This window comes from Methylobacterium sp. ARG-1 (assembly GCF_001262595.1).
Taxonomy (GTDB): Bacteria; Pseudomonadota; Alphaproteobacteria; order Rhizobiales; family Beijerinckiaceae; genus Methylobacterium; species Methylobacterium brachiatum.
Genome location: NZ_LHCD01000016.1, coordinates 36575 through 57885 on the forward strand (window position 1 = coordinate 36575; position 21311 = coordinate 57885).

9 protein-coding genes and 1 pseudogene are annotated in these 21311 nt (G+C 67.4%); 9 read left to right on the forward strand and 1 reads right to left on the reverse strand.

Annotated features, from left to right (window positions below; all coding sequences use genetic code 11):
• Window positions 1–160 precede the first annotated feature (160 nt).
• The 6 genes from AKJ13_RS16495 to AKJ13_RS16520 all read left to right on the forward strand — a co-directional run bounded on the left by AKJ13_RS16495 (window position 161) and on the right by AKJ13_RS16520 (window position 11877).
• Entirely contained in the window at window positions 161–1816 is a 1656-nt protein-coding gene (locus AKJ13_RS16495; protein ID WP_050734329.1) for a porin, read from the forward strand.
• A 1111-nt stretch (window positions 1817–2927) separates the two neighbouring features.
• Window positions 2928–4517 (forward strand): porin, encoded by a 1590-nt coding sequence (locus AKJ13_RS16500; RefSeq protein ID WP_050734330.1) that lies wholly within the window; start codon window positions 2928–2930, stop codon window positions 4515–4517.
• 668 nt (window positions 4518–5185) lie between these two features.
• Complete coding sequence (locus tag AKJ13_RS16505; protein ID WP_050734383.1) at window positions 5186–6787, forward strand: porin; 1602 nt, start codon at window positions 5186–5188, stop codon at window positions 6785–6787.
• A 502-nt stretch (window positions 6788–7289) separates the two neighbouring features.
• Window positions 7290–8891 carry a porin gene (locus AKJ13_RS16510; RefSeq protein ID WP_050734384.1) on the forward strand — a complete coding sequence of 534 codons (1602 nt, stop codon included), beginning with the start codon at window positions 7290–7292 and terminating at the stop codon, window positions 8889–8891.
• Between the two features lie 271 nt (window positions 8892–9162).
• A complete protein-coding gene (locus AKJ13_RS16515) occupies window positions 9163–10545 on the forward strand; it encodes a 2-hydroxycarboxylate transporter family protein (RefSeq protein WP_050734331.1) in 1383 nt (460 codons plus the stop codon).
• A 24-nt stretch (window positions 10546–10569) separates the two neighbouring features.
• On the forward strand, window positions 10570–11877 hold the full coding sequence (locus AKJ13_RS16520) for an MFS transporter (protein ID WP_050734332.1): 1308 nt from the start codon (window positions 10570–10572) through the stop codon (window positions 11875–11877).
• Window positions 11878–11886: 9 nt separating this feature from the next.
• On the opposite strand, the gene AKJ13_RS16525 is transcribed toward AKJ13_RS16520, so the two are convergent.
• Window positions 11887–12540 (reverse strand): GntR family transcriptional regulator, encoded by a 654-nt coding sequence (locus AKJ13_RS16525; RefSeq protein WP_050734333.1) that lies wholly within the window; start codon window positions 12538–12540, stop codon window positions 11887–11889.
• Window positions 12541–12657: 117 nt separating this feature from the next.
• Between AKJ13_RS16525 and tcuA the strand changes: the two genes are divergently transcribed.
• From tcuA to AKJ13_RS16535, 3 genes and pseudogenes are all read left to right on the forward strand, one after another.
• Window positions 12658–14154 carry an FAD-dependent tricarballylate dehydrogenase TcuA gene (gene tcuA / locus AKJ13_RS16530; protein ID WP_050734334.1) on the forward strand — a complete coding sequence of 499 codons (1497 nt, stop codon included), beginning with the start codon at window positions 12658–12660 and terminating at the stop codon, window positions 14152–14154.
• Window positions 14155–14217: 63 nt separating this feature from the next.
• Window positions 14218–14505: pseudogene (locus tag AKJ13_RS32695) on the forward strand (IS5/IS1182 family transposase); the annotation flags it as partial.
• Between the two features lie 392 nt (window positions 14506–14897).
• Window positions 14898–21245, forward strand: a complete 6348-nt coding sequence (locus AKJ13_RS16535; protein WP_050734335.1) for an autotransporter outer membrane beta-barrel domain-containing protein — start codon at window positions 14898–14900, stop codon at window positions 21243–21245.
• Window positions 21246–21311: the final 66 nt, after the last annotated feature.

Sequence of the window (21311 nt, forward strand, 5' to 3'; positions counted from 1 at the left end):
AAACCCGTTCGCACATGGTGATGGTGCACGGGGGCATCGCCAAGCGAGAGCCCGCAGGAGCCTGCCACCTAAGACGCAGGCCAAACCTACAAGACGTGCGGCAAGATCCGGAGAACCGGGCATGTCCGCATCATTGGGTCTCGAAGCTTTGGAGATGTCTATGAAGCTCTTGAAGAGCTCACTGCTCGGTTCCGCCACCGCGTTCGTCGCGATCGGAGCCGCACACGCCGCCGACCTTCCGGTCAAGAAGGCGGTCCCGATCGAGTATGTCCGCGTCTGCTCGGCCTACGGCGCCGGCTTCTTCTACATCCCCGGCACCGATACCTGCTTGCGTCTCTCCGGCCGCGCCCGGTTCGAGGGCGGCTACCAGACCAGCTACTCGCGCCAGAACGGCACCAACGCTGGTGACACATCGGGCTACCAGGGCCGGATGCGTATCAACCTGGATGCCCGCACCCAGACCGCCTACGGCACCCTGCGCGCCTTCGTCCGCCTCGATGCCGGCCATCGCAGCGGCTATTCCGGTGTCGGCACCTCCGGCACCCAGCAGCGCATCGGCCAAGCCTTTCCGGGCCTCGGAATTGACCAGTTCGGCCGCGCTCAGCAATTCGTGAACGTCGACAAGGCGTTCATCCAGTTTGCCGGCCTCACCGCCGGTCGCGCCTCGTCGTTCTTCGACTTCTACGCCCACGACTTCGAGTTCGCCGGCGCCACGCTCGGCTCCGACATCGCCTCGACCAACCTGCTCGCCTACACCGCGACCCTGGGCAACGGCCTGTCAGCCACGCTCTCGGTCGAAGATCCGGTCTTCCGTCGGACCCCGATCTTCTCGCCGACCAACAACCCGGGCGGCGTCACGAGTAACGCCAACATTGCGAACTTCGCGCAGAGTAATGCGCCCGCCCCGGTATTCATCGGTTACACCGGTGGGGCGCCGACGCGGTTCAGCTTCGTCGACGTGATCCAGCGCTCGCGCATGCCCGACTTCGTCGGCGCGCTGCGTCTCGATCAGGCCTGGGGTTCGGCTCAGGTCTCGGCTGCCGTACATGAGCTGAACGTCGGCAACGTCGCCAACGGCGCGGGTACTGGCACCGGCTCGAACATCAGCATCCCGCATACCAGCAACTCCTACGGCTGGGCGGTGCAGGGCGGCATCAAGATCAACACGCCGTTCATCGCGCCGGGCGACGCCCTGTACCTGCAGGGCGCCTACGGCTCCGGATCGCAGATGTACACCGGTTACTGTGCCTACAGCGGCTGCTATTCGCAGAACGCGGCTACGATCCAGGGTCAGAAGTTCGCCCAGTACTTTGCTGACGCGACGATCAATCCGTTCAGCGGACAGATGGAGCAGTCGACGAGCTTCACCGCGACGGCTTCGTACCTGCACTACTGGTCGCCGGAGTGGCGCTCGGCCTTCTTCGGGTCGTACGGTGAGATGGACTACCGCTCCGGTGCCCGTCTCGCCCAGGGCGCGGCCTTCGCACTCACCAACCCGGCCGGTGCCAACTCCTTCGGTGTGAACGCGGTTGGTACGCCGGGCACGACCTTCTTCAACCTCAGCGAAGCCCTGCGTGACACCTACCAGTTCGTCGCGGGCGCAAGCTTGATCTGGTCGCCGGTGAAGGACCTCGATATCGGTGTCGAGGGCTTCTACACCCAGATCGGTCTCAAGAACGGCCGCGTGATCGACCGCGACAAGAGCCCGACTGCTTACGCCAACGTCGCGGGCATCAACGCGGGCACCTTCGTGCCGCGGACTGCCACGCAGGACTCGGTTTCGCAGGTTCGCTTCCGCGTCCAGCGCGACTTCTAAGCCGCATCGTCGGCGCCGGGGACCAAGCCCGGCGCCGAACCCCGTGCTCCACGGATCTCAAGGCCCGGCCCTCGGCTGGGCCTTTTTCGTTGTCGCCGGGTGTGCGGAACAGGGGCGCCGCCAGGCAACCGCTACCGCCGTGCCCGCCCGATCGCGGCACTGCCCGATTCCGGCGCGCGCATCGAAGCAAAGTGCCGAGGCTCCGGCGCCCTGGACCCGGCGTGCTGCGGCTCCGAAACGCGATCGCCGCGCATACGCCCCATCCTGAGAGCCAAGCTCTGCCGCCGGCAGCCGGCCGGCTGCGGTGCCGCCGACCCGGCTCCTGATACGCCACGAGGCGTCGGCCGCCTGTTGCGTGCCCCGGGATCGTGAAGGATCGCGCGTCCTCACGGGACTCAGAGCCCGACGCGGGCGGCTGCCCTGGGTAACCATCGCCGCGCCACCTTCCCCAAGCTCCCGATCGCCGTTTTTGGCCGAGGCCGCCCCTGCGCCGCCGGCATCCGCACGCCGGCCGCGTCCGGGCGTGCGACCCTATCGAAGCGGTGTGCCGGCTCTGCCTCGCGCACTGTCGCGGTGTCGGGTCGATGCGCGCCTCCCGATTCGTGAGCCGATTCGTCCGAATCACGGCCGCGCCGGCCTTCGCACCGCATTCGGGCGCTGGGGAAGCCGGGAGCAGGCGGCTTCGTGCCGGCCGCAGGCGATGGCGCCGCGCCGATATGGGTCGGTGTTGGCGTCCGCCAGGTATCCGTGCCTTTGCCACAGGTCGCCGAAATCAAAATCACCGGCCTCGGATACATGTCGAAGATCGACCGGGATAATTATCGGACGCTTTCTTAGTATGCATCGAAATTATTGCTGAAGTAGTATCGCAAAACATTTGCGTGACGTTGCGAAGCTGCAACAACATAAAGCAAACACCGAACAGATATGAAATCGATGTTGCCCATATCAGGCTCGTTCCATCATATGAAACGGCATAGAGGAATCTCGGACGCGAGATATCTCTAAAATCTGCCATCAGAATTGCAGATCGAAACAAAAATTAGAGCTGCGATGACCGGATAAGTCGGGATCGTAGTTGTTATTTGGTCTCGAAGATTTGGAGATATCTATGAAGCTCTTGAAGAGCTCGCTGCTCGGCTCGGCCGCTACCTTCGCGGCGGTCGGGGCACCCCATGCCGCCGACCTGCCGGTCAAGAAGGCCGCGCCGATCGAGTACGTCCGCGTCTGCTCGGCCTACGGTGCCGGCTTCTTCTACATCCCCGGCACCGACACCTGCCTGCGCGTCTCCGGCCGCGCCCGGTTCGAGGGCGGCTACATGGCCAGCAACTCGCGCCAGACGGGCAACGGTGACACGTCGGGCTACCAGGGCCGGATGCGCATCAACCTCGATGCCCGCACCCAGACCGCCTACGGCACGCTCCGCGCCTTCGTGCGCCTCGATGCCGGCAGCCGGACCGGCTATTCCGGCATCGGCACCTCCGGCACGCAACAGCGCATCGGGCAGGCCTACGCCGCCACCGGCGTCGACGAGAACGCGCGCGCGCAGCAATTCGTGAACGTCGACAAGGCGTTCATCCAGTTCGCCGGGCTCACCGCCGGTCGCGCATCCTCGTTCTTCGATTTCTACGCCCACGACTTCGAGCTTTCTGGCGCTACCGCCGGCTCGGATGTCGCGTCCACCAACCTGTTCGCCTACACGGCGACCTTCGGCAACGGCCTGTCGGCGACGGTCTCGGTGGAAGACCCGATTTTCCGCCGCACCCCGATCTACGCGCCGACCGGTCCGGCTACTCCCGTCAGCCCCGTGGTCGTCGGCTACAACGGCCGGGGCGTTCCGACCGTCGTCAGCAGCATCGACACCGTGCAGCGCGAGCGCCTACCCGATTTCGTCGGCGCCCTGCGCTTCGATCAGGCCTGGGGCTCCGCTCAGCTCTCAGCCGCCACTCACGAGCTGAACGTCGGCAATATCGCGACGACGCCCGTCGCCGGCGCGAACGCCAGTGTTGCGCACACCAAAAGCGTCCAGGCTTGGGCGGTGCAAGGTGGCCTGAAGGTCAACCTGCCGTTCATCGCGCCGGGCGACGCCCTGTATCTGCAGGGTGCCTATGCCGATGGGGCGCAGCTCTATACGGGTTACTCCGCGTTCAGTGGCTCGTATCAGCAATACGCGGCCACCATCCAGGGCCAGAGGCTGACCCAGTACTTCTCGGATGCGACGATCAACCCGTTCACCGGCCAGCTGCAAACGTCGCAGACCGTGAGCGCGGTCGCCTCGTACCTGCACTACTGGTCGCCGGAATGGCGCTCGGCGTTCTTCGGCTCCTACGGCGAGCAGAACTTCGCCAAGACCGCCCGGTTCAGCCAGGGCCTCGTCGCCAATCTCGTGACGCCGAACCCGGTCGCGAACGCCGTCGGCGTTCCCGGCACCCGGTTCTTCCAGTTGAGCCAGGCGCTGCGCGACACCTACCAGTTCGTGGCGGGTGCCAGCCTGATCTGGTCGCCGGTCAAGGATCTCGATATCGGCCTCGAGGGCTACTACACCCAGATCGGCCTGAAGAACGGCCGGGCGATCGATCAGGACAAGAGCCCGACCGCCTATGCCAACATCGCGGGCATCAACGCCGGCACCTTCGTGCCGCGCACCGCGACCCAGGACTCGATCTCGCAGATCCGGTTCCGCGTCCAGCGCGACTTCTAGTCCGCGATATTGGTGCCGAGGCTTCGGTCTCGGCACCCGTCCTCGTGCATCTCGACTTTCAAAGCCCAGCCCTGTGCCGGGCTTTTTTTTAACGCCGGCATCGCGGTGCCGAGCGAGCGCGCCGGATCCCGCGGCGCTGGCATCGCTGGATCGCGGGCGGTTACCGGTTTCGCGGACCGTCCAGCCGTGCGTCGCCCCGGCTGGGCGCTGCGTCGCCATCACTCGCAACGACGTCCAGCCGATTCGGTTCACCGCATCGGGATCGGATAGGGCCATTCCTCCGGCAGCAGAACAGAGGCCGGATTTCTGCGCCACGTCGATCAGGAAACAGAGACCAATAATATCTGCCGCATCGCTTCTAATTGATCGCGTAGCGGGTCTGTTTATGCCGCATAACGTGTTTTGAGAATTGCGGTTATATTTTATATAGTTTCCATTGAATTGTTCATAAGTTGCTTTGCTACAGCACGTTCGAATGTATTGTAAACTGCTTCCTTGTGACAGTTGTCCCAATGATGTTTGTCGTACAAGTCTCACACATCACGGCATGAGCGTGAAAGTCTCCGTCGTCGAAGCACGACTTGCGTGCGTGGCGCGGGAATAACGGCATGCACCGACGAGTCCGGCCGGAGCAACACGCGTTTGACGTGCAAATATTGGGGCCGTTGATGAGACTGGTGGCGTATGCTTTGCTCGGATCGACCGTCGCCTGCGCGGCGTCGGGATCCGCCCGTGCGGCCGACCTGCCGGTCAGGAAGGCCGGGCCACTCGAGTATGTCCGCGTCTGCTCGGCCTACGGCGCCGGCTTTTTCTACGTTCCGGGCACCGATACCTGCCTGCGGGTCTCCGGCCGCGCCCGGTTCGAGGGCGGCTACATCACCAACTATACCCGCCAGGCCGGCACCAACGGCGGCGACACGTCGGGTTATCGGGGATTGCTGCGCATCAACCTCGATGCCCGCACGCAGACTGCTTACGGCACCCTGCGCGCCTTCGTGCGCCTCGATGCCGGCAGCCGGGCGGGCGCGGCCGGCGTGGGGCGCTCCGGCACCCAGGAGCGCCTCGGCCTGGCCTATATCGCGACCGGCGCCGACGAGAACGGCCGCGTGCAGCAGGTGATGCATGTCGACAAGGCGTTCATCCAGTTTGCCGGGCTCACCGCCGGTCGCGCCTCCTCGTTCTTCGACTTCTACGCCCACGATTTAGAGCTCTCCAACGCGACCGCCGGCTCGGATGTCGCCTCCACCAACCTGCTCGCCTACACGGCGACCTTCGGCGGCGGCCTGTCGGCGACCCTGTCGGTGGAAGATCCGGTCTTCCGGCGTACGCCGATCTTCGCGCCATCGGGGGGCATCGCGCCGGTCGCCCCGGTCCTCGCGGGCTACATGCGCGGCGTTCCGTCGGGCTTTGCCAACATCGACAGCATCCAGCGCGAACGCCTGCCCGATATCGTCGGCGTCCTGCGCCTCGACCAGGCCTGGGGTTCGGCCCAGATCTCGGCCGCCACGCACGAGCTGAACGTCGGCAACATCGCGCTCGGCACCGGCACGAACGCCGCCGTCGCGCACACCACCAGCGCCCAGGGCTGGGCGGTGCAGGGCGGTGTGAAGCTGAACGCGCCGTTCGACGCTCCGGGCGACGTCCTCTACCTGCAGGGCGCCTATGCCGACGGCGCGCAATTCTACACCGGCTATTCGACCTTCAGCGGCTCGGCCGGCCAGAGCCCCGCGACGATCCAGGGCCAGAAGTTCCAGCAGTTCTTCTCCGACGCGACGATCGATCCGGTCACCGGCCAGCTACAGACCTCGCAGAGCTTCACCGCGGTGGCGTCGTACCTGCACTCCTGGTCGCCGGACTGGCGCTCGGCCGTCTTCGGCTCCTACGGCGAGCAGAGCTTCGGCCGCGGCGCCCGTCTCGCCCAGGGCGCGGCCTTCAACCTCGTGAGCTCGCTCGCCGGCAGCAATCCCTTCGGCGCCAATGCCGTCGGCGCGCCGGGCACGCGGTTCTACCAGCTCAGCCAGGCCCTGCGGGACACTTACCAGTTCGTCGCCGGCGCGAGCCTGATCTGGTCGCCGGTGAAGGACCTCGATATCGGCCTCGAGGGCTACTACACCCAGATCGGCCTGAAGAGCGGCCGGGCGATCGACCTCGACAAGAGCCCGACCGCCTATGCCAACATCGCGGGCATCAACGCCGGCACCTTCGTGCCGCGCACCGCGACCCAGGACTCGGTCTCGCAGATCCGGTTCCGCGTCCAGCGCGACTTCTGATTCGATCCCTCCAAGCCTTCTTCGCCGGAGGAGCCGCGGCGAGTGGCCACCGCCCGCAAATCCGGCCCGCCTGAGCGTCCGTCCAGACCTAGCTCCGTCGCCGGCTGCGCTCGGCTGGCCTTTGCACTGGGCGAACGTGCCCTTGCGTCGGCCGAATGTGATCAGAGTATCGCGCGAGAGTTACTGAACAATGCTGCGCTGGATAAATTCGCATCCCACATAAATTTGTCTATCCTATTCTAAAGATGACAAATATTACTGGATAATAATCGATATGCTTTTGTTGCTGATCCGCAACAAGATTATGAATGTATGTGCGGGTCGTGGAATGAACGTTGAAAGCCAAAAGCACGGATCGCAGAATGATCCGTGAAAGATGAGTCTTGCGCGTTTTACTCCGGAAACATCTTCCATCTCACATAAGAAAATAAAATTACACCTGCGTTTGGCAGGGAATACGGGAATCGGTGCCGTCCTCGGCTTCAGACTTCTGGGGGTTTTGATGAATGTGTTGAAGCGTTCCCTGCTGGGTTCTGCCGCCGCGCTCGCAGCAGCCGGATCCGGCCACGCCGCCGACCTGCCGGTCAAGAAGGCGGCCCCGATCGCGTATGTCCGGGTCTGCTCCGCCTTCGGTGCCGGCTTCTTTTACATCCCGGGGACCGATACCTGCCTGCGCATCTCGGGCCGGGCCCGGTTCGAGGGGGCCTACCAGACCTCGTCCAGCCGCCAGCCGGGCGCTGCCGGCGACACGTCGGGCTACCGGGGATTGGCGCGCTTCAACCTCGATGCCCGCACGCAGACCGCCTACGGCACCCTGCGCGCCTTCGCGCGCCTCGACGCCGCCTCACGCACGGGCGTCATCCATTCCGGCACGATGCTGCGCATCGGCCAGGCCTACGGCGCCACCGGCGTCGATGAGGCCGGCCGCGTGCAGCAATACGTGAACGTCGACAAGGCGTTCATCCAGTTCGCCGGGCTCACCGCCGGGCGTGCCTCGTCGTTCTACGATTTCTACGCGCACGACTTCGAGTTCTACGGCGCCACGTCCGGTTCGGACAACGCGTCGACCAACCTGCTCGCCTACACGGGCACCTTCGGGAACGGCCTGTCGGCGACCGTGTCGATCGAGGATCCGGTCTTCACGCGCTCGCCGGTCTTCGCGCCGTTCACCAACACCGCCGCGGTCACGCCCGTCTTCGTCGGCTACGCCAACGGCGTGCCGTCCCGCTACGGCAACGTCGACACCATCCAGCGCTCGCGGCTGCCCGATTTTGTCGGGGTCCTGCGGGTCGACCAGGACTGGGGCTCGGCCCAGCTCTCGGCCGCCACGCACGAGATCAATGTCGGCAACCTGAGCACCGCGCCGGCCGCGGGGACCGGCGGCGTGCTAACCGGGATCCCACACACCGACGCGGTCCAGGGCTGGGCCGTGCAGGGGGGCGTTAAGTTCAACCTGCCGTCGATTGCCCCGGGGGATACCCTCTACCTGCAGGGGGCCTACGCCAACGGCGCGCAGAGCTACGCCGGCTATTGCATGATCGCCGGCTGCTACCGGCAATCCAACACCGGCTTCGATACTCAGAAGTTCGAGCAGTACTTCGCGGACGCGTCGATCAACCCGTTCACCGGCCAGCTCCAGACTTCGGCCAGCTTCTCGGCGGTCGCGTCGTACTTGCATTACTGGTCGCCGGAATGGCGCTCGGCGCTGTTCGGCTCCTACGGCGAGCAGGATTTCTCGGCCGGTGCCCGCCTGGCCCAGGGCGCGCTCTACAGCCTCGTGAGCCCGAGCAGCACCGCCGTGTTCGGCAGCAACGCCGTCGGCGTCCCGGGCACCCGGTTCTACCAGCTGAGCCAGGCCCTGCGCGACACCTACCAGTTCGTGCTCGGCGGCAGCTTGATCTGGTCGCCGGTGACCGACCTCGATATCGGCGTCGAGGCCTTCTACACCCAGATCGGCGTGCGGAGCGGCCGGGTAATTGATGCCGACAAGAGCCCGACCGCCTACGCGAATGTGGCCGGCATCAACGCGGGCACCTTCGTCCCGCGCACCGCGACGCAGGATTCGATGACCCACGTCCGCTTCCGCGTGCAGCGCGACTTCTGATCCGACGGGCCGGCGCGGGGCCTCCAGCCCGGCGTCGCTCTCGAGCGTATGTCCGGGCTACGAAAGGAGGCGCCGGTTTAATCCCTGTCCCCAATACAGGTGGCGCGCTTTGTCCCGTTGATCGCGTTGCCGCCCTGTGCGGGCGCTGATACGCCGGATTCGACTTTTTCTCCGCCAACCGCGCGGCCCAGGTCGCGACCGTCGGGGCGACCGGAGCCGCGCGGCGAAGGCCGGAAGGGCCCATTCGTGGTCGGAAGTCCGGAGGAAGCCGATGACCAGTTCCGCCTCGACCAGCCCCGTGCCGGCGCCGGCTGAGACTGTGAGCGCCGCGCACCGCGCAGGCCGGTTCTGGCCCGAGAGCTGGTGGCGCCTGGTCGACATGAAGATCGGCATCATCCCGCTGCCGCTCTACGTCATCCTGGCGATCCTGCTGGTGGTCCTGGTCCAGGAGGGTGAGGTCAAGCCGGACGGTCCGACCATGATCGCGGTCCTGGTCATGGGCGGCTTCACCTGCGCCGAGATCGGCAAGCGGCTCCCGGTCCTGCGCAACATCGGCGCGGGCGCGATCTTCGCGACCTTCATCCCCTCGGCCTTGGTCTATTACAAGCTGATCCCGCCTCAGATGGAGAAGGCGATCTTCGATTTCACGAAGTTCACCAACTTCCTCTACATCTACATCGCCACGATCATCGTCGGCTCGATCCTCGGCATGGATCGCGACGTCCTGGTCAAGGGCTTCCTCAAGATCTTCGCCCCGCTGGCCGCCGGCTCTGTGGTCGCCGCCATCGTCGGCACCCTGGTCGGCACGGCCCTGGGACTCGGGTCCTACAAGACCTTCTTCTTCATCGTCGTGCCGATCATGGCCGGCGGCGTCGGCGAGGGTGCGATCCCGCTCTCGATTGGCTACGCCGCAATCCTCGGCCAGCAGCAAGGCGTGGTCTTCGCCCAGGTGCTGCCGCCGGTGATGCTCGGCTCGCTCACCGCGATCATCTTCTCCGGCACCCTCAACTATGTCGGCAAGCGCTATCCGGACCTTACCGGCGAGGGCCGGCTTCAGCCCGGCCACGAGGGCATGGAAGCGAGCGACGCGCAGGCCCGCTCCGAAGCGGCAAGGGGCCAGATCGACGCCGCCACGATCGGCGCGGCCGGGCTGACGGCCATCACCCTCTACCTGCTCGGGGTCATCGCCCATCACCTCGTCGGCCTGCCAGCGCCGGTGGCGATGCTGTTCCTGGCGGTGTTCGCCAAGCTCGGCAGCGCCGTGTCGCCCCATCTCCAGGCCGGCGGCTTCGTGGTCTACAAGTTCGTCCAGGTCTCGATGACCTACCCGCTGCTCTTCGCCATCGGGGTGGCGCTCACCCCCTGGAACGAGCTGATGGCGGCCTTCACCCTGGTGAACCTGATTACCATCGTGTCGACCGTGTCGACGCTGATGGTCACAGGCTTCTTCGTCGGCCGCGCGCTCGGGATGTACCCGATCGAGACCGCCATCGTGAACGCCTGCCACAGCGGCCAGGGCGGCACCGGTGACGTGGCGATCCTCACCGCCGCCAACCGCATGGCGCTGATGCCGTTCGCTCAGATCGCCACCCGGATCGGCGGCGCGCTCACGGTGACCGGGACCATCATCGCGATGAAATGGATCGGCGTATGAGCTTGAAATCCGGAGCGTTGCGTCATGGCCGGTGATCCGGGTGCCGTCGAGGCGAACCTGCAATCCAGGATCGGTGCGATCCTCCGCTCGACGAGCGGCAACTTCTTGGAGATGTTCGACTTCTTCCTGTTCGGCTTCTACGCCAGCTCCATCGCGCGGGCGTTCTTCCCCTCGGGCAACGAGACCACCGAGCTGCTCCTGACTTTCGGCACCTTCTGGCTCGGCGCGCTGATGCGGCCCCTCGGGGCGATCGTGCTCGGCGCCTATATCGACCGGATCGGGCGCCGGAAGGGGCTGATCGTCACCCTGGCGATCATGGCGAGCGGCACGGTGCTGATCGCCTTCTGCCCGAGCTACGGGACGATTGGCATCGCCGCCCCGCTGATCGTGCTGGCCGGGCGCCTGCTGCAGGGCTTCTCCGCCGGCGTCGAGATCGGCGGCGTCTCGATCTACCTGTTCGAGATCGCCACGCCCGGGCGGAAGGGTTTCTACACGGCGTTCCAGTCGGCCAGCCAGCAGGTGGCGATCATGTTCGCCGCCGTGATCGGCTACGGGCTCAACGCCTACCTGACGAAGCAGCAGATCGGCGATTTCGGCTGGCGGATCCCGTTCTTCATCGGCTGCCTGATCGTGCCGTTCATCTTCTTCATCCGGCGCTCCCTGCAGGAGACGCAGGACTTCGCCCGGCGGACCCATCATCCGAGCACGCGCGAGATCCTCACCACCGTGGCCGCCAATTGGCGGATCGTGCTGCTCGGCATGATGCTGTCGACCATGACCACGGTGACCTTCTACATGATCACTGTCTACACCCCGACCTTCGGCAAGAATGTCCTCAAGCTCACCGAGACCGACAGCCTGATCGTCACCCTGTGCGTGGCGGTCACCAACTTCATCTGGCTGCCCGTGGGTGGTGCGATCTCGGACGCGGTCGGGCGCAAGCCGGTGCTGCTGACGATCTCGGTTTTGTCGCTGCTGACCACCTACCCGGCCCTGCACTGGCTCGTGGCCGATCCGACCTTCGGCAAGATGCTTGGGGTCGAGCTGTGGCTGTCGTTCTTCTTCGGGGTGTACAACGGCGCGATGATCGTCGCGCTGTCCGAGGTCGTCCCGGCCCATGTCCGGGCCAGTGGCTTCTCCCTGGCGTACAGCCTCGCCACGGCCCTGTTCGGCACCGCCACCCCGATGGTCTCGACCTACCTCATCGACCAGACCGGCGACCGCGCCGCCCCGAGCTACTGGCTCATGGCGGCCGCCGCCTGCGGGATCGTCGCCACGCTCGCCCTGTTCCGGGGCGGCCCGCGGGAGGCCCGGGTCCCGGCCCACGCCTGAGGGCGGGGGCTACACCCCCTGCCAGATCCGGATCCGCGCCTTGAAGGCGGCACGGATATGTGCACGCGCCGCCGCCTCGGCCCGGTCACCGTCACGGGCGCGGATCGCCGCGATGATGGCAGCGTGCTCGTCGAGGGACTCTCCGGCGCGCTCCGGGGCGGCCAGCGTCGTGGTGCCGGGCAGCAGCACCAGCGACAGGCGCATCGTCTCCAGGGTGCCCTGCAGGAAGCGATTGCGCGCCGCCGCGTGGATCTGCCGGTGGAACAGCCGGTTGTTGCGCGCGAGCGCTGCCGCATCGCCGGTCAGCGTCCGGTCACGGGCGATCATCTCCTCCAGGATCTCGGTCTCCACCGCACTGGCATGGATCGCGGCGAGCCGGGCCGCCGTCCCCTCGAGCACCTCGCGCATGTCGTAGAGCTCACTTACCTGCCCGTAATCGAGCTGCGCCACGCTGGCGCCCCGGTGCGGCTCGTGCGCGACGAGGCCCTGCGCCTCCAGGCGGCCCAGGGCCTCCCGCACCGGCGTGCGGCTGATCGCGAACCGCTCGGCCAGATCCGCCTCGCGCAGGCGGCTCCCGGGCGCGATTTCGCCCTCCTCGATCGCGCGTAGCAGCCGCTCATAGGCCGCGGCGCCGTTGGAGCGCTCCGACTCGCTCGCCTTCATGTCCGGCTCTCCTCGATCGGGGCCTTAGCGCGAAACCGGAACGTCCGGAACGCTTGCCGGATATTGCATGCGAGCGTATACAATTTTCGAAATCGAGATGACGGAGTGGGGGCGGGGATGCAGGAGCGGCACGCGGAATCCTGGGATGTCGTGGTGGTCGGGTCCGGCAACGCCGCCATGAGCGCGGGCCTCGCCGCCCTGGAGCGCGGCGCCTCGGTGCTGATGATCGAGAAGGCGGAGCCGGATCTGGCCGGCGGCAACACTGCTTACACGGCCGGCGCCATGCGGTTCGTCTATCACGGCAACGACGACCTGATCCCGCTGCTGGCCAACCCGGAGGATCCACGCCTGCCGCGCACCGATTTCGGCGCCTACACGGCCGAGACCTTTGAGGCCGACCTGCTCGGCTTCAACGATGGACGGCCGCTCTCGCGTGAGCAGCGCATCCTGATCGACGAGAGCGGCGCGGCCCTGCGCTGGCTATCGACCCAGGGCGTGAAGTTCGAGCCGATCTATTCTCGGCAATCCTTCGAGAAGGACGGGCGCTTCGTGTTCTGGGGCGGCCTGACGCTCGCCACCCACGACGAGGGGTTCGGCCTCGCCCGGGCCGAGCTGGAGGCCTTCACCAAGGCGGGGGGCGAGATCCGCTACGGCTGCCCCGCCACCGGGCTGATCGTCGAGGCGGGCCGCGTCGTCGGCGTGGAGACGCCCCAAGGCGCGTTTCGGGCCAAGGCTGTGATCCTGGCCTGCGGCGGCTTCGAGTCGAACCCCGAACTGCGCACCCGCTTCATCGGCGCGGGCTGGGACAAGGCCCGGGTCCGCGGTACGCCGCACAACCGCGGCGACGGGCTGGAGATGGCGCTGGCCCTCGGTGCCAAGCCGCACGGCTTCTACGGCGGCTGCCACGCCACGCCGATGGACCTGCACACCCCCGATTACGGCAATCTCTTCCTGCCCCACGGCGAGCGCAAGCACTACCGCAAGATCTGCTATTTCCTGGGACTCATGCTGAATGCCGACGGGCAGCGGTTCGTCGACGAGGGCAAGAACTTCCGCAACTACACCTACGCCCAGTTCGGCCGCTCGATCATGGAGCAGCCCGGCCACGTCGCCTGGCAGATCTTCGATGCCAAGGTCGATCATCTGCTCTACAGCGAGTACCGGTTCCACGACGCCCATTTCGTCGAGGCGGACACGCTCGACGGGCTCCTAGACAACCTCAACGGCATCGACCGCGCGGCGGCCAGGCGCACCATCGCGGATTTCAACGCGGCCGTGGACGACACCGTGCCGTTCGACCCCACCGTGAAGGACGGCCGAGGCACCCAGGGGCTTCCCCTGCCGAAGTCGAACTGGGCCCAGGCGATCGAGGCGGGGCCGTTCAAGGCCTACCCGGTCACCGGCGGCATCACCTTCACGTATGGCGGCGTCGAGGTCGGAGAGGGCGGCGGCGTCCGCCGCGAGGACGGCAGCGAGATCCCCGGCCTCTACGCCTGCGGCGAGATGGTCGGCGGCGTGTTCTTCAACGGCTATCCCGGCGGCTCGGGCCTGACCTCCGGCGTCGTCTTCGGCCGCCGGGCCGGCTATGGCGCCGCGGCGGCGGCGCGGGGTTAGGGCCTGTCGTCGCCTGAACCCTCTGGTCCAGTATACGTTTTCGCCCTCGACTGAGGGGGGACGATGCCGAGCGACGCGCTTCGAGCTGTTCCGGAGCCGTTGAGAGAGGCTTTGCGGTCAAAGGCGAAACGCTGCCACAGGACTTGCGGCGCACGCGCTCGGCGATCCTGTGGCGCCATCAGAACGGTGCCAAGTGGCGCGCGATCCCACAAGAACCGGGGCCATGGCGGCGTGCGGCGCAGATCTCCATCGGGTCCACGGTGGGCTGTGGGAACGTCTACTCGGCCGCGTGCAGGGAGCGCGGCGTTCGGCCAGGTAATGGTGGTCCTCGACTGCACCGCCATGCGCGCACATCAGAAGGCCGCCGGGGACGAAAAGAGGGCGGGTGCAGTCGAATGATCAAGGGAATCAGAACGATTGCGGCCAAAGATGCAGAGTTTGAAATGAGATCTTCCCTATGTATTCCGTAACATATCGAATTGAATACGGATTATCCAAATTAATACATCAAATTTTCTGGTAATTTGAAGATCAATATTTTATTAATATCGAGACAAGGCTTGCGATTGACGTTTGTGGGCCGCAACCTTTGTCATAAAGATTTCATTAACCATGCCGATGAGAAATTGACACCGCGTCGAAGTGCCGTCGACGCATGGCGGTCCGGTCCGCCGAACACCCCGACCCACCCGCCGATGGCTGCGTGCGCCTGCACGGCCGTGCGGGCAAAGAGACTTGTTTCGATGCCGCCCTTCTACGGTCAGCTGTATGTCCCAGCCTGCGGCCAGAACGCCCGCAACCCGCGCCAGCTCCTGGTCTCGTCCGTTGCTGCTCTGGCTCTGATCGCGGCTATGCCGGCGCGCGCTGCCGAACGACCGGTTCCGCAGGTGACGGTCGGCGCGGACGGCCGGAACGGACAAGCCAACGCTTTCCTATCGAATGTCGACGCGACGCCCGGCCAGAACGGCGGCGACTTGAGTTTGATCGATGTCGATCCCGCAGCCGCAGGACGCGATGCGGGCGCAACGATCGCAATCGGATCGCAGGGCGGAAAAGGCGGCCGGGGCGACACGCGCGCCTGGGCATCCGTCCCAGGTGCCAAGGGCGGACGCGGCGGTGCCGTTACCGCGACGCTGGCGGAGGACGTGACCGGGCAGGGCGAGCAGGTCGGCTATGTCACGCGGAACCGCGTCTCCCAGCTTGAGTTCAAGCCGATTCCCCGGTTCTGGGTATATTCCAGAGGCGGAAACGGCGGCGACGCCCAGAAGGATGTCGGCGGCGGCGGCGATGCCGGGCCGGCCAGACTGACCCTGTCGTCCCGCGTCTCGACCGAGGGGCAGGCCTTCCTCGGGGTTCGGGTCAGCGCGATCGGCGGCAATGCCGGTGCCGGGGGCACCGACGCGGACCAGACCGCGTCCCGACGGGGCGGTGCCGGCGGCCCGGCCGCGCTCACGGTGACGCGGTCCGGCCAAGTGATTACCGACGGTGTCGGAGCGACGGCGGTGATCGTCGAGTCCATCGGCGGCGCGGGCGCGATCCGCGGGTCCGGGACCGCGTTCAGCAACCCGTTCGTGACGCAGGGTGGCGCGGGCGGCACCGCGCGCCTGGACACGTTCGGGACGATCCGGACCTCCGGCGACTATGCCCTCGGCGGCCTCGTCCAGAGCATCGGCGGCAACGGCGGGATTCAGCCCGATGCCGGCGGCCGGCCCGGTGGCCGGGGCGGTGACGGCGGCACCGTGACGGTGACCCAACGAGGCACGATCGTCACGGAGGGCGACTACGCGCTGGGCTTCGTCGCGCAATCGGTCGGCGGGCCCGGCGGTCAGGGCGGCGGCGGCGTCTTCGGCGGCGGCAGCGGTGGCGACGCCGCCCCGGGCGGGACGGTGACCCTGACCAACAGCGGCACGGTGACGACCACCGGCGCCGGCGCGACCGGCCTGGTTGCCCAGAGCATCGGCGGCGGCAGCGCCCTCTCGGCTCTGCCGCTCTCGGCCCTCGAGGTGGCATCCAAGACCACTGGCGGCGGCGCCGGGGGCATCTCGCACTGGTTCGGCCGCGGCGGTGACGGTGGCACGGGGGGGACGGGCGGGACTGCCACGATCATCAACGAAGGCGGCCGGGTCCTCACCGAAGGCTCGACGGCTTTCGGGGTCCTGGCGCAGAGCATAGGCGGCAGTGGCGGCAGCGGCGGCGGTTCCTTCCCCGCTGGAGCCTTCTTCTCGGTCGGCCTGGGCGGCAGCGGAGGCGGCGGCGGCGATGGCGGCCTCGCCCGCATCACCGGCATCGGCGGTCTGGTCGAGACGGCCGGGGACGGATCGACGGCCGTGCTGGTGCAGAGCATCGGCGGCGGCGGCGGGGTGGGCGGCGACGTCAAGAGCATCGCGGTCGGCGCGGTGATTTCGGCCTCCTGGGCGATCGGCGGATCCGGCGGGAAGGGCGGCAGCGGCGGCGAGGCCCGGATCGATAGCAGCACGACCGTGACGACCTCGGGTTTCGGCGCGAACGGTCTGTCCGTCCTTAGCATCGGCGGCGGGGGCGGGGTCGGCGGTCTCGCCAGCGCGATGGCGATCACGGCGCCCCTGGTCACACCGAGCGGTCAGGCGCTGCCGAGCTTCGCCTTCTCCACCGCGATCGGCGGTTCGGGCGGGGATGGCGGCAACGGCGGCGTGGCGGGTGTGATCAATTCTGGCCTGGTCACGACCTACGGCGACTCCGCCATCGGCCTCCTGGCCCTCAGCGTCGGCGGCGGCGGCGGTATCGGCGGGGACGCGGCGGCCTACGCGCTGGCGGTCGCGCCGCCGGGCCAGATGGCCGTCTCGGCGTCCTCGACGCTGGGCGGTAAGGGCGGCAGCGGCGGCAATGGCGGCACGGTGACGGCCGAGAATAGCGGGGTGGTGCGCACCTCCGGGGACGGCGCCATCGGCATCGCGGCACAGAGCATCGGCGGTGGCGGCGGCAACGGCGGCGGCGCCACCGCGACGAGCAACAGCCTGAGCCTCAAGCAGAACGTCACGATATCGCGGAGCATCGGCGGAACCGCGGGTGTCGCCGGGATCGGCGGCGCGGTCACGGTCACGCAGTCCGGCAGCGTCACCACCGGGGGGGCGGACGCGGTCGGCATCCTTGCGCAGAGCGTCGGCGGCGGCGGCGGCAACGGCGGCAACGCCTCAAGCCTCGCGGCCCCCGGCTTCTCCTTCGACAAGACCCTCAACAGCCTCGTCGGAAAGCTTCCGATCGCCGATACGCTCTCGGTGACGGAGACGATCGGCGGCGGGACGGGGAAAGGCAACGCCGGCGGTTTGGTGACGGTGACGAATCGGGGCGCGATCACGACCGGCGGGTCGAACGCGCACGGCATTGAGGCTCAGAGCATCGGCGGGGGCGGCGGCAATGGCGGCACCGTCTCCGGATCGGCCGTGGGCAAGCTCGCCGTCAACCTGACGCTCGGCGGCAAGGGCGGCAGCGGCGGCAGCGGTGGGGAGGTGACCGTCACCAACGCCGCCGGCGGCGTGATCGCGACCAGCGGTGACGGCTCACACGGGATCGCCGCGCAGAGCATCGGCGGCGGCGGCGGCATGGGCGGCAGCGTCGCGGCGCGTGACGTTTCCGACCCGGACACCGTGGGAGCGATCTGGAAGCAGATCAAGAAGACGATTGGCGTCAACGCCTATGAAGAATGGGCAAAAGACAAGAAAAACAAGGACGATCTCGATCAATTCCTGAAAGACATCAAGACCAGCGACACGTACAAGAAGCTGGCGGACGAGCTCAAGAATTCCGATTTCGGCAAGGCGCTCAAGTCCTACAGCACCGGCGTCTCGAACTATCTGGAGGCGCAGAAGAAGGGCGCCAACAAGCTGCCCGACGCCTCGTTCACCCTGTCGCTCGGCGGGAACGGCGCGGAGGGCGGGAACGGCGGTGCCGTCTCGGTCGAGAATGGCGGCACCATCCGGACGCAGGGCATCGGCTCACACGGCATCCTGGCTCAGAGCATCGGCGGCGGCGGCGGCCAGGGCGGGCTCTCCTTCGCGGAAGCGACAAACAAGACCAATCTGACGGCGACGCTCGGCGGCACGGGCGGCAGCGGCAACACTGGTGGTACGGTCAAGATCCTGAATACCGGCGGCGTCGCTACCCTCGAGGACGCCGCCTACGGTCTCTATGCGCAGAGCATCGGCGGCGGCGGCGGTAATGGCGTGGCCGGCAGCGTCGCCAACAGCAGCGCGAACAAGGGTCTGACCTTCAACCTCACCGTCGGAGGCTCCGGCGGAACCGGGGCGAATGGCGGATGGGTTCAGGTCGAGAACCGCGGCGCGGTAACCACCACCGGGGCCGAGGCCCATGCCGTGGTCGCCCAGAGCATCGGCGGTGGCGGCGGCAGCTTCTCCGTGCCATCCGCCGGCACGGACGACGAGAAGACCGATACGCCCGCCGCGGAGAACGGAACGGCGGCCTCCGCCAAGGGCGCTTCCGAGGGCAAGGCCGAGACCGGCGCTTCGAAGAAGAGCGGGGGTAAGAGCGACGCCCAGGCCCTGGCGGATGCCCTGCTCTCGGCGCTCGATATCGAGCGGATCGCCCCTCCGGAGGATCCAGCAAAGGTGTCGGAGAAATCCGGAAGCCTGACGCTCGGCGGCTCCGGACGCATGGCGGGCAACGGTGGCATCGTCTCGGTGGTGCAATCCGGCACGATCGCCACGAGCGGCTTTGGCGCCGTCGGCATCCTGGCTCAGAGCATCGGCGGCGGCGGCGGGCTCGCCTCGGTCGCGGCCGGCCCGGGCGGCCACAAATACACGTTCGGCATCGGCGGCGCGGGCGGCGCCTCGGGGAATGGCGGTCCGGTCACGGTGAGCCTCGCCGCGGGTGCCCAGGTCTCCACCACCGGTGACGCGGCACCGGCTTTGCTGCTGCAATCGATTGGCGGCGGTGGCGGCTATGGCGGCGCGCATCAGGTGATGGGCTACGCGGTTCCCTACGCGCTGCGCGACGGCTCCGACGGCGATGGCGGGCTCATCCGGGTGACGCTGGAGGACGGCAGCGCGATCCGCACGACGGGCGCCCAGTCCCACGGCCTCCTCGCCCAGAGCCTCGGCGGCGGCGGCGGCCTGCTCTTGGATCTGACCGGCCCGGCTGCCGGGGCGTCGGGCCAGAACCGTCCCAACTCCACCGGCAAGGGCGGCAACATCACTATCGACGCGTCCGGCTCGATCATTGCGTCAGGCCTCGACGCGAACGCGATCTTCGCCCAATCCGGCGTCCAACGCACCGACGGAAGCCTCGACCAGGACCCGGAGCGGGGCGGCAGGATCAACCTCCGGGTGAACGGCCTCGTCACAGGTGGCAGCGGCACCGGGGCGGCGATCCGCATCGATGGCGGGCGCTACAATACGATCGTGATCGGCGGGCGCGCCGTGGTCAGCGCGGCTTCGGGCCGGGCCATCGTCGGCGCATTCTCCGCCGGCGAGATCAACAATTACGGCACCGTGATCGGCGACGTGGACCTGGCCGCCGGTCAGGCGGGGAGCGTCACCTTCATCAACGGCGGTTTCCAGAACGCGAGTGCGACCTCGGCGATCCTGCGCACCGGCCCCGACGGCGTCATCGCCCTGGGGCCGAACGGCCGCTTGCACAACAGCGCCATCCTCGACATCGGCGGCGTCGGCCGGGTCGCCCGCGCGACAGTGACCGGCAGTTTCACGCAGAGCGAGTACGGGCGTCTGCTGGTCGACGTCGCACCCCTGGCGCCGGAGGGCGCCCTGCGCACCGATCTCCTGACCGTGACCGGCACCGCCTCCCTGAAGGGTGTGGTCGAGCCACATTTGATCGACGGGCTGCTGCCCGGCCAGTACACCTTCCTCCGGGCCGGCCGGATCATGGAGAGCAGTGCCATGGCGACCGGCGGCAGTATCCATTCCGGCGCGGTCCCAATCTCCTGGTCGATCGTTGCATCGGGCGACAGCCTCTCACTGGTCCCGAGGGCCCGGTTCACGGAGCCGACGGGCGTGACGCTGACCTCGGACCAGCGTAGCGTCGCCCAGGGCCTGCAGGATGCCTGGGACGGCAACACCACCAAGCTCGGAACCCTCTACGGGCGCTTCCTCTCGGTCGACAGCCAGAAAGCCTACGCCGCCGCCCTCGACGAGCTGAAGCCGGAATCCAACCAGGACAACCTGACCGACCGGACCCTCGACACCCGCAAGGGCCTCCAACGGGCCATGAGCTGCCCGGCCTTCACCGGCACCGGCACGCTCCTGCGCGAGGGCGAGTGCGTCTGGGGCCGCATCACCAGCGCCCACACGACCCAGTCTGCGACGGCCGACGACGTCGGCTACCACCAGAGCGCCCTCAGCTACCAGAGCGGTCTCCAGACCGAGTTCGCCCCGGACTGGTTCTTCGGCCTCACCGGTGCCTATACCCGCGCGCTCCAGAGCGACCCCGACCGGATCACCGGGACGACCAGCGATGCCGGCGACGTCTCGGCGGCGCTCAAGCACCAGATCGGCCCCTGGCTCCTCGCAGCCTCGGCCAATCTCGGTTATGCCTGGGCCGACAACAAACGCCTGATCGATTTCGGCGGCACCACCGCCACGGCGCGCAGCAAATCCGGGATCCTGACCGCCGGCGGCAGGCTGCGGGCGAGCTATCAGGTCCTGTTCGGGGACTGGTACCTCAAGCCCTACGCCGATCTCGACCTGCTCTACAGCTACAGCCCGGCCTATTCCGAGACCGGCGCCCCGGGCTTCAACCTCGACATGCGCCCGGTCGCCAAGACGCTGATGGCGTTCAGCCCGATGCTGGAGATCGGCGGGCGGATCGACCTCGACGAAGGGCGCTGGATCCGGCCCTTCGGCACCCTCGGCGTCACGCTCCTCTCGGACGACCACTTCACCGGCAAGGCGAGCTTCCAGGGTACCGGCGCGCTCGGGCTGTTCTCGACGGAATCGACCATCCCCGACCGCCTCGGTGAGCTGGGGCTTGGTTTCCAGATCAGCCTCGGCGGCGGCATCGAGGTGACCGGCGAGTATCAGGGCCAGGTCGGCGACCACTTCCTCTCGCATGCCGGGACCGCAAGGATGCAGCTACGCTTCTGAGGAGCCTGCGTGGTCGGGCGCAAGGCTGCCGATGTCGTGTCTCCGGCGGCCGCCCGCTTCTCTGGG

What these genes read in the sequence shown, in the direction of transcription:
- AKJ13_RS16495 (WP_050734329.1), top strand. Translation starts at nt 161, where the DNA reads ATGAAGCTCTTGAAGAGCTCACTGCTCGGTTCCGCCACCGCGTTCGTC.
- AKJ13_RS16500 (WP_050734330.1), top strand. Translation starts at nt 2,928, where the DNA reads ATGAAGCTCTTGAAGAGCTCGCTGCTCGGCTCGGCCGCTACCTTCGCG.
- AKJ13_RS16505 (WP_050734383.1), top strand. Translation starts at nt 5,186, where the DNA reads ATGAGACTGGTGGCGTATGCTTTGCTCGGATCGACCGTCGCCTGCGCG.
- AKJ13_RS16510 (WP_050734384.1), top strand. Translation starts at nt 7,290, where the DNA reads ATGAATGTGTTGAAGCGTTCCCTGCTGGGTTCTGCCGCCGCGCTCGCA.
- AKJ13_RS16515 (WP_050734331.1), top strand. Translation starts at nt 9,163, where the DNA reads ATGACCAGTTCCGCCTCGACCAGCCCCGTGCCGGCGCCGGCTGAGACT.
- AKJ13_RS16520 (WP_050734332.1), top strand. Translation starts at nt 10,570, where the DNA reads ATGGCCGGTGATCCGGGTGCCGTCGAGGCGAACCTGCAATCCAGGATC.
- AKJ13_RS16525 (WP_050734333.1), bottom strand. Translation starts at nt 12,540, where the DNA reads ATGAAGGCGAGCGAGTCGGAGCGCTCCAACGGCGCCGCGGCCTATGAG.
- tcuA (WP_050734334.1), top strand. Translation starts at nt 12,658, where the DNA reads ATGCAGGAGCGGCACGCGGAATCCTGGGATGTCGTGGTGGTCGGGTCC.
- AKJ13_RS16535 (WP_050734335.1), top strand. Translation starts at nt 14,898, where the DNA reads ATGCCGCCCTTCTACGGTCAGCTGTATGTCCCAGCCTGCGGCCAGAAC.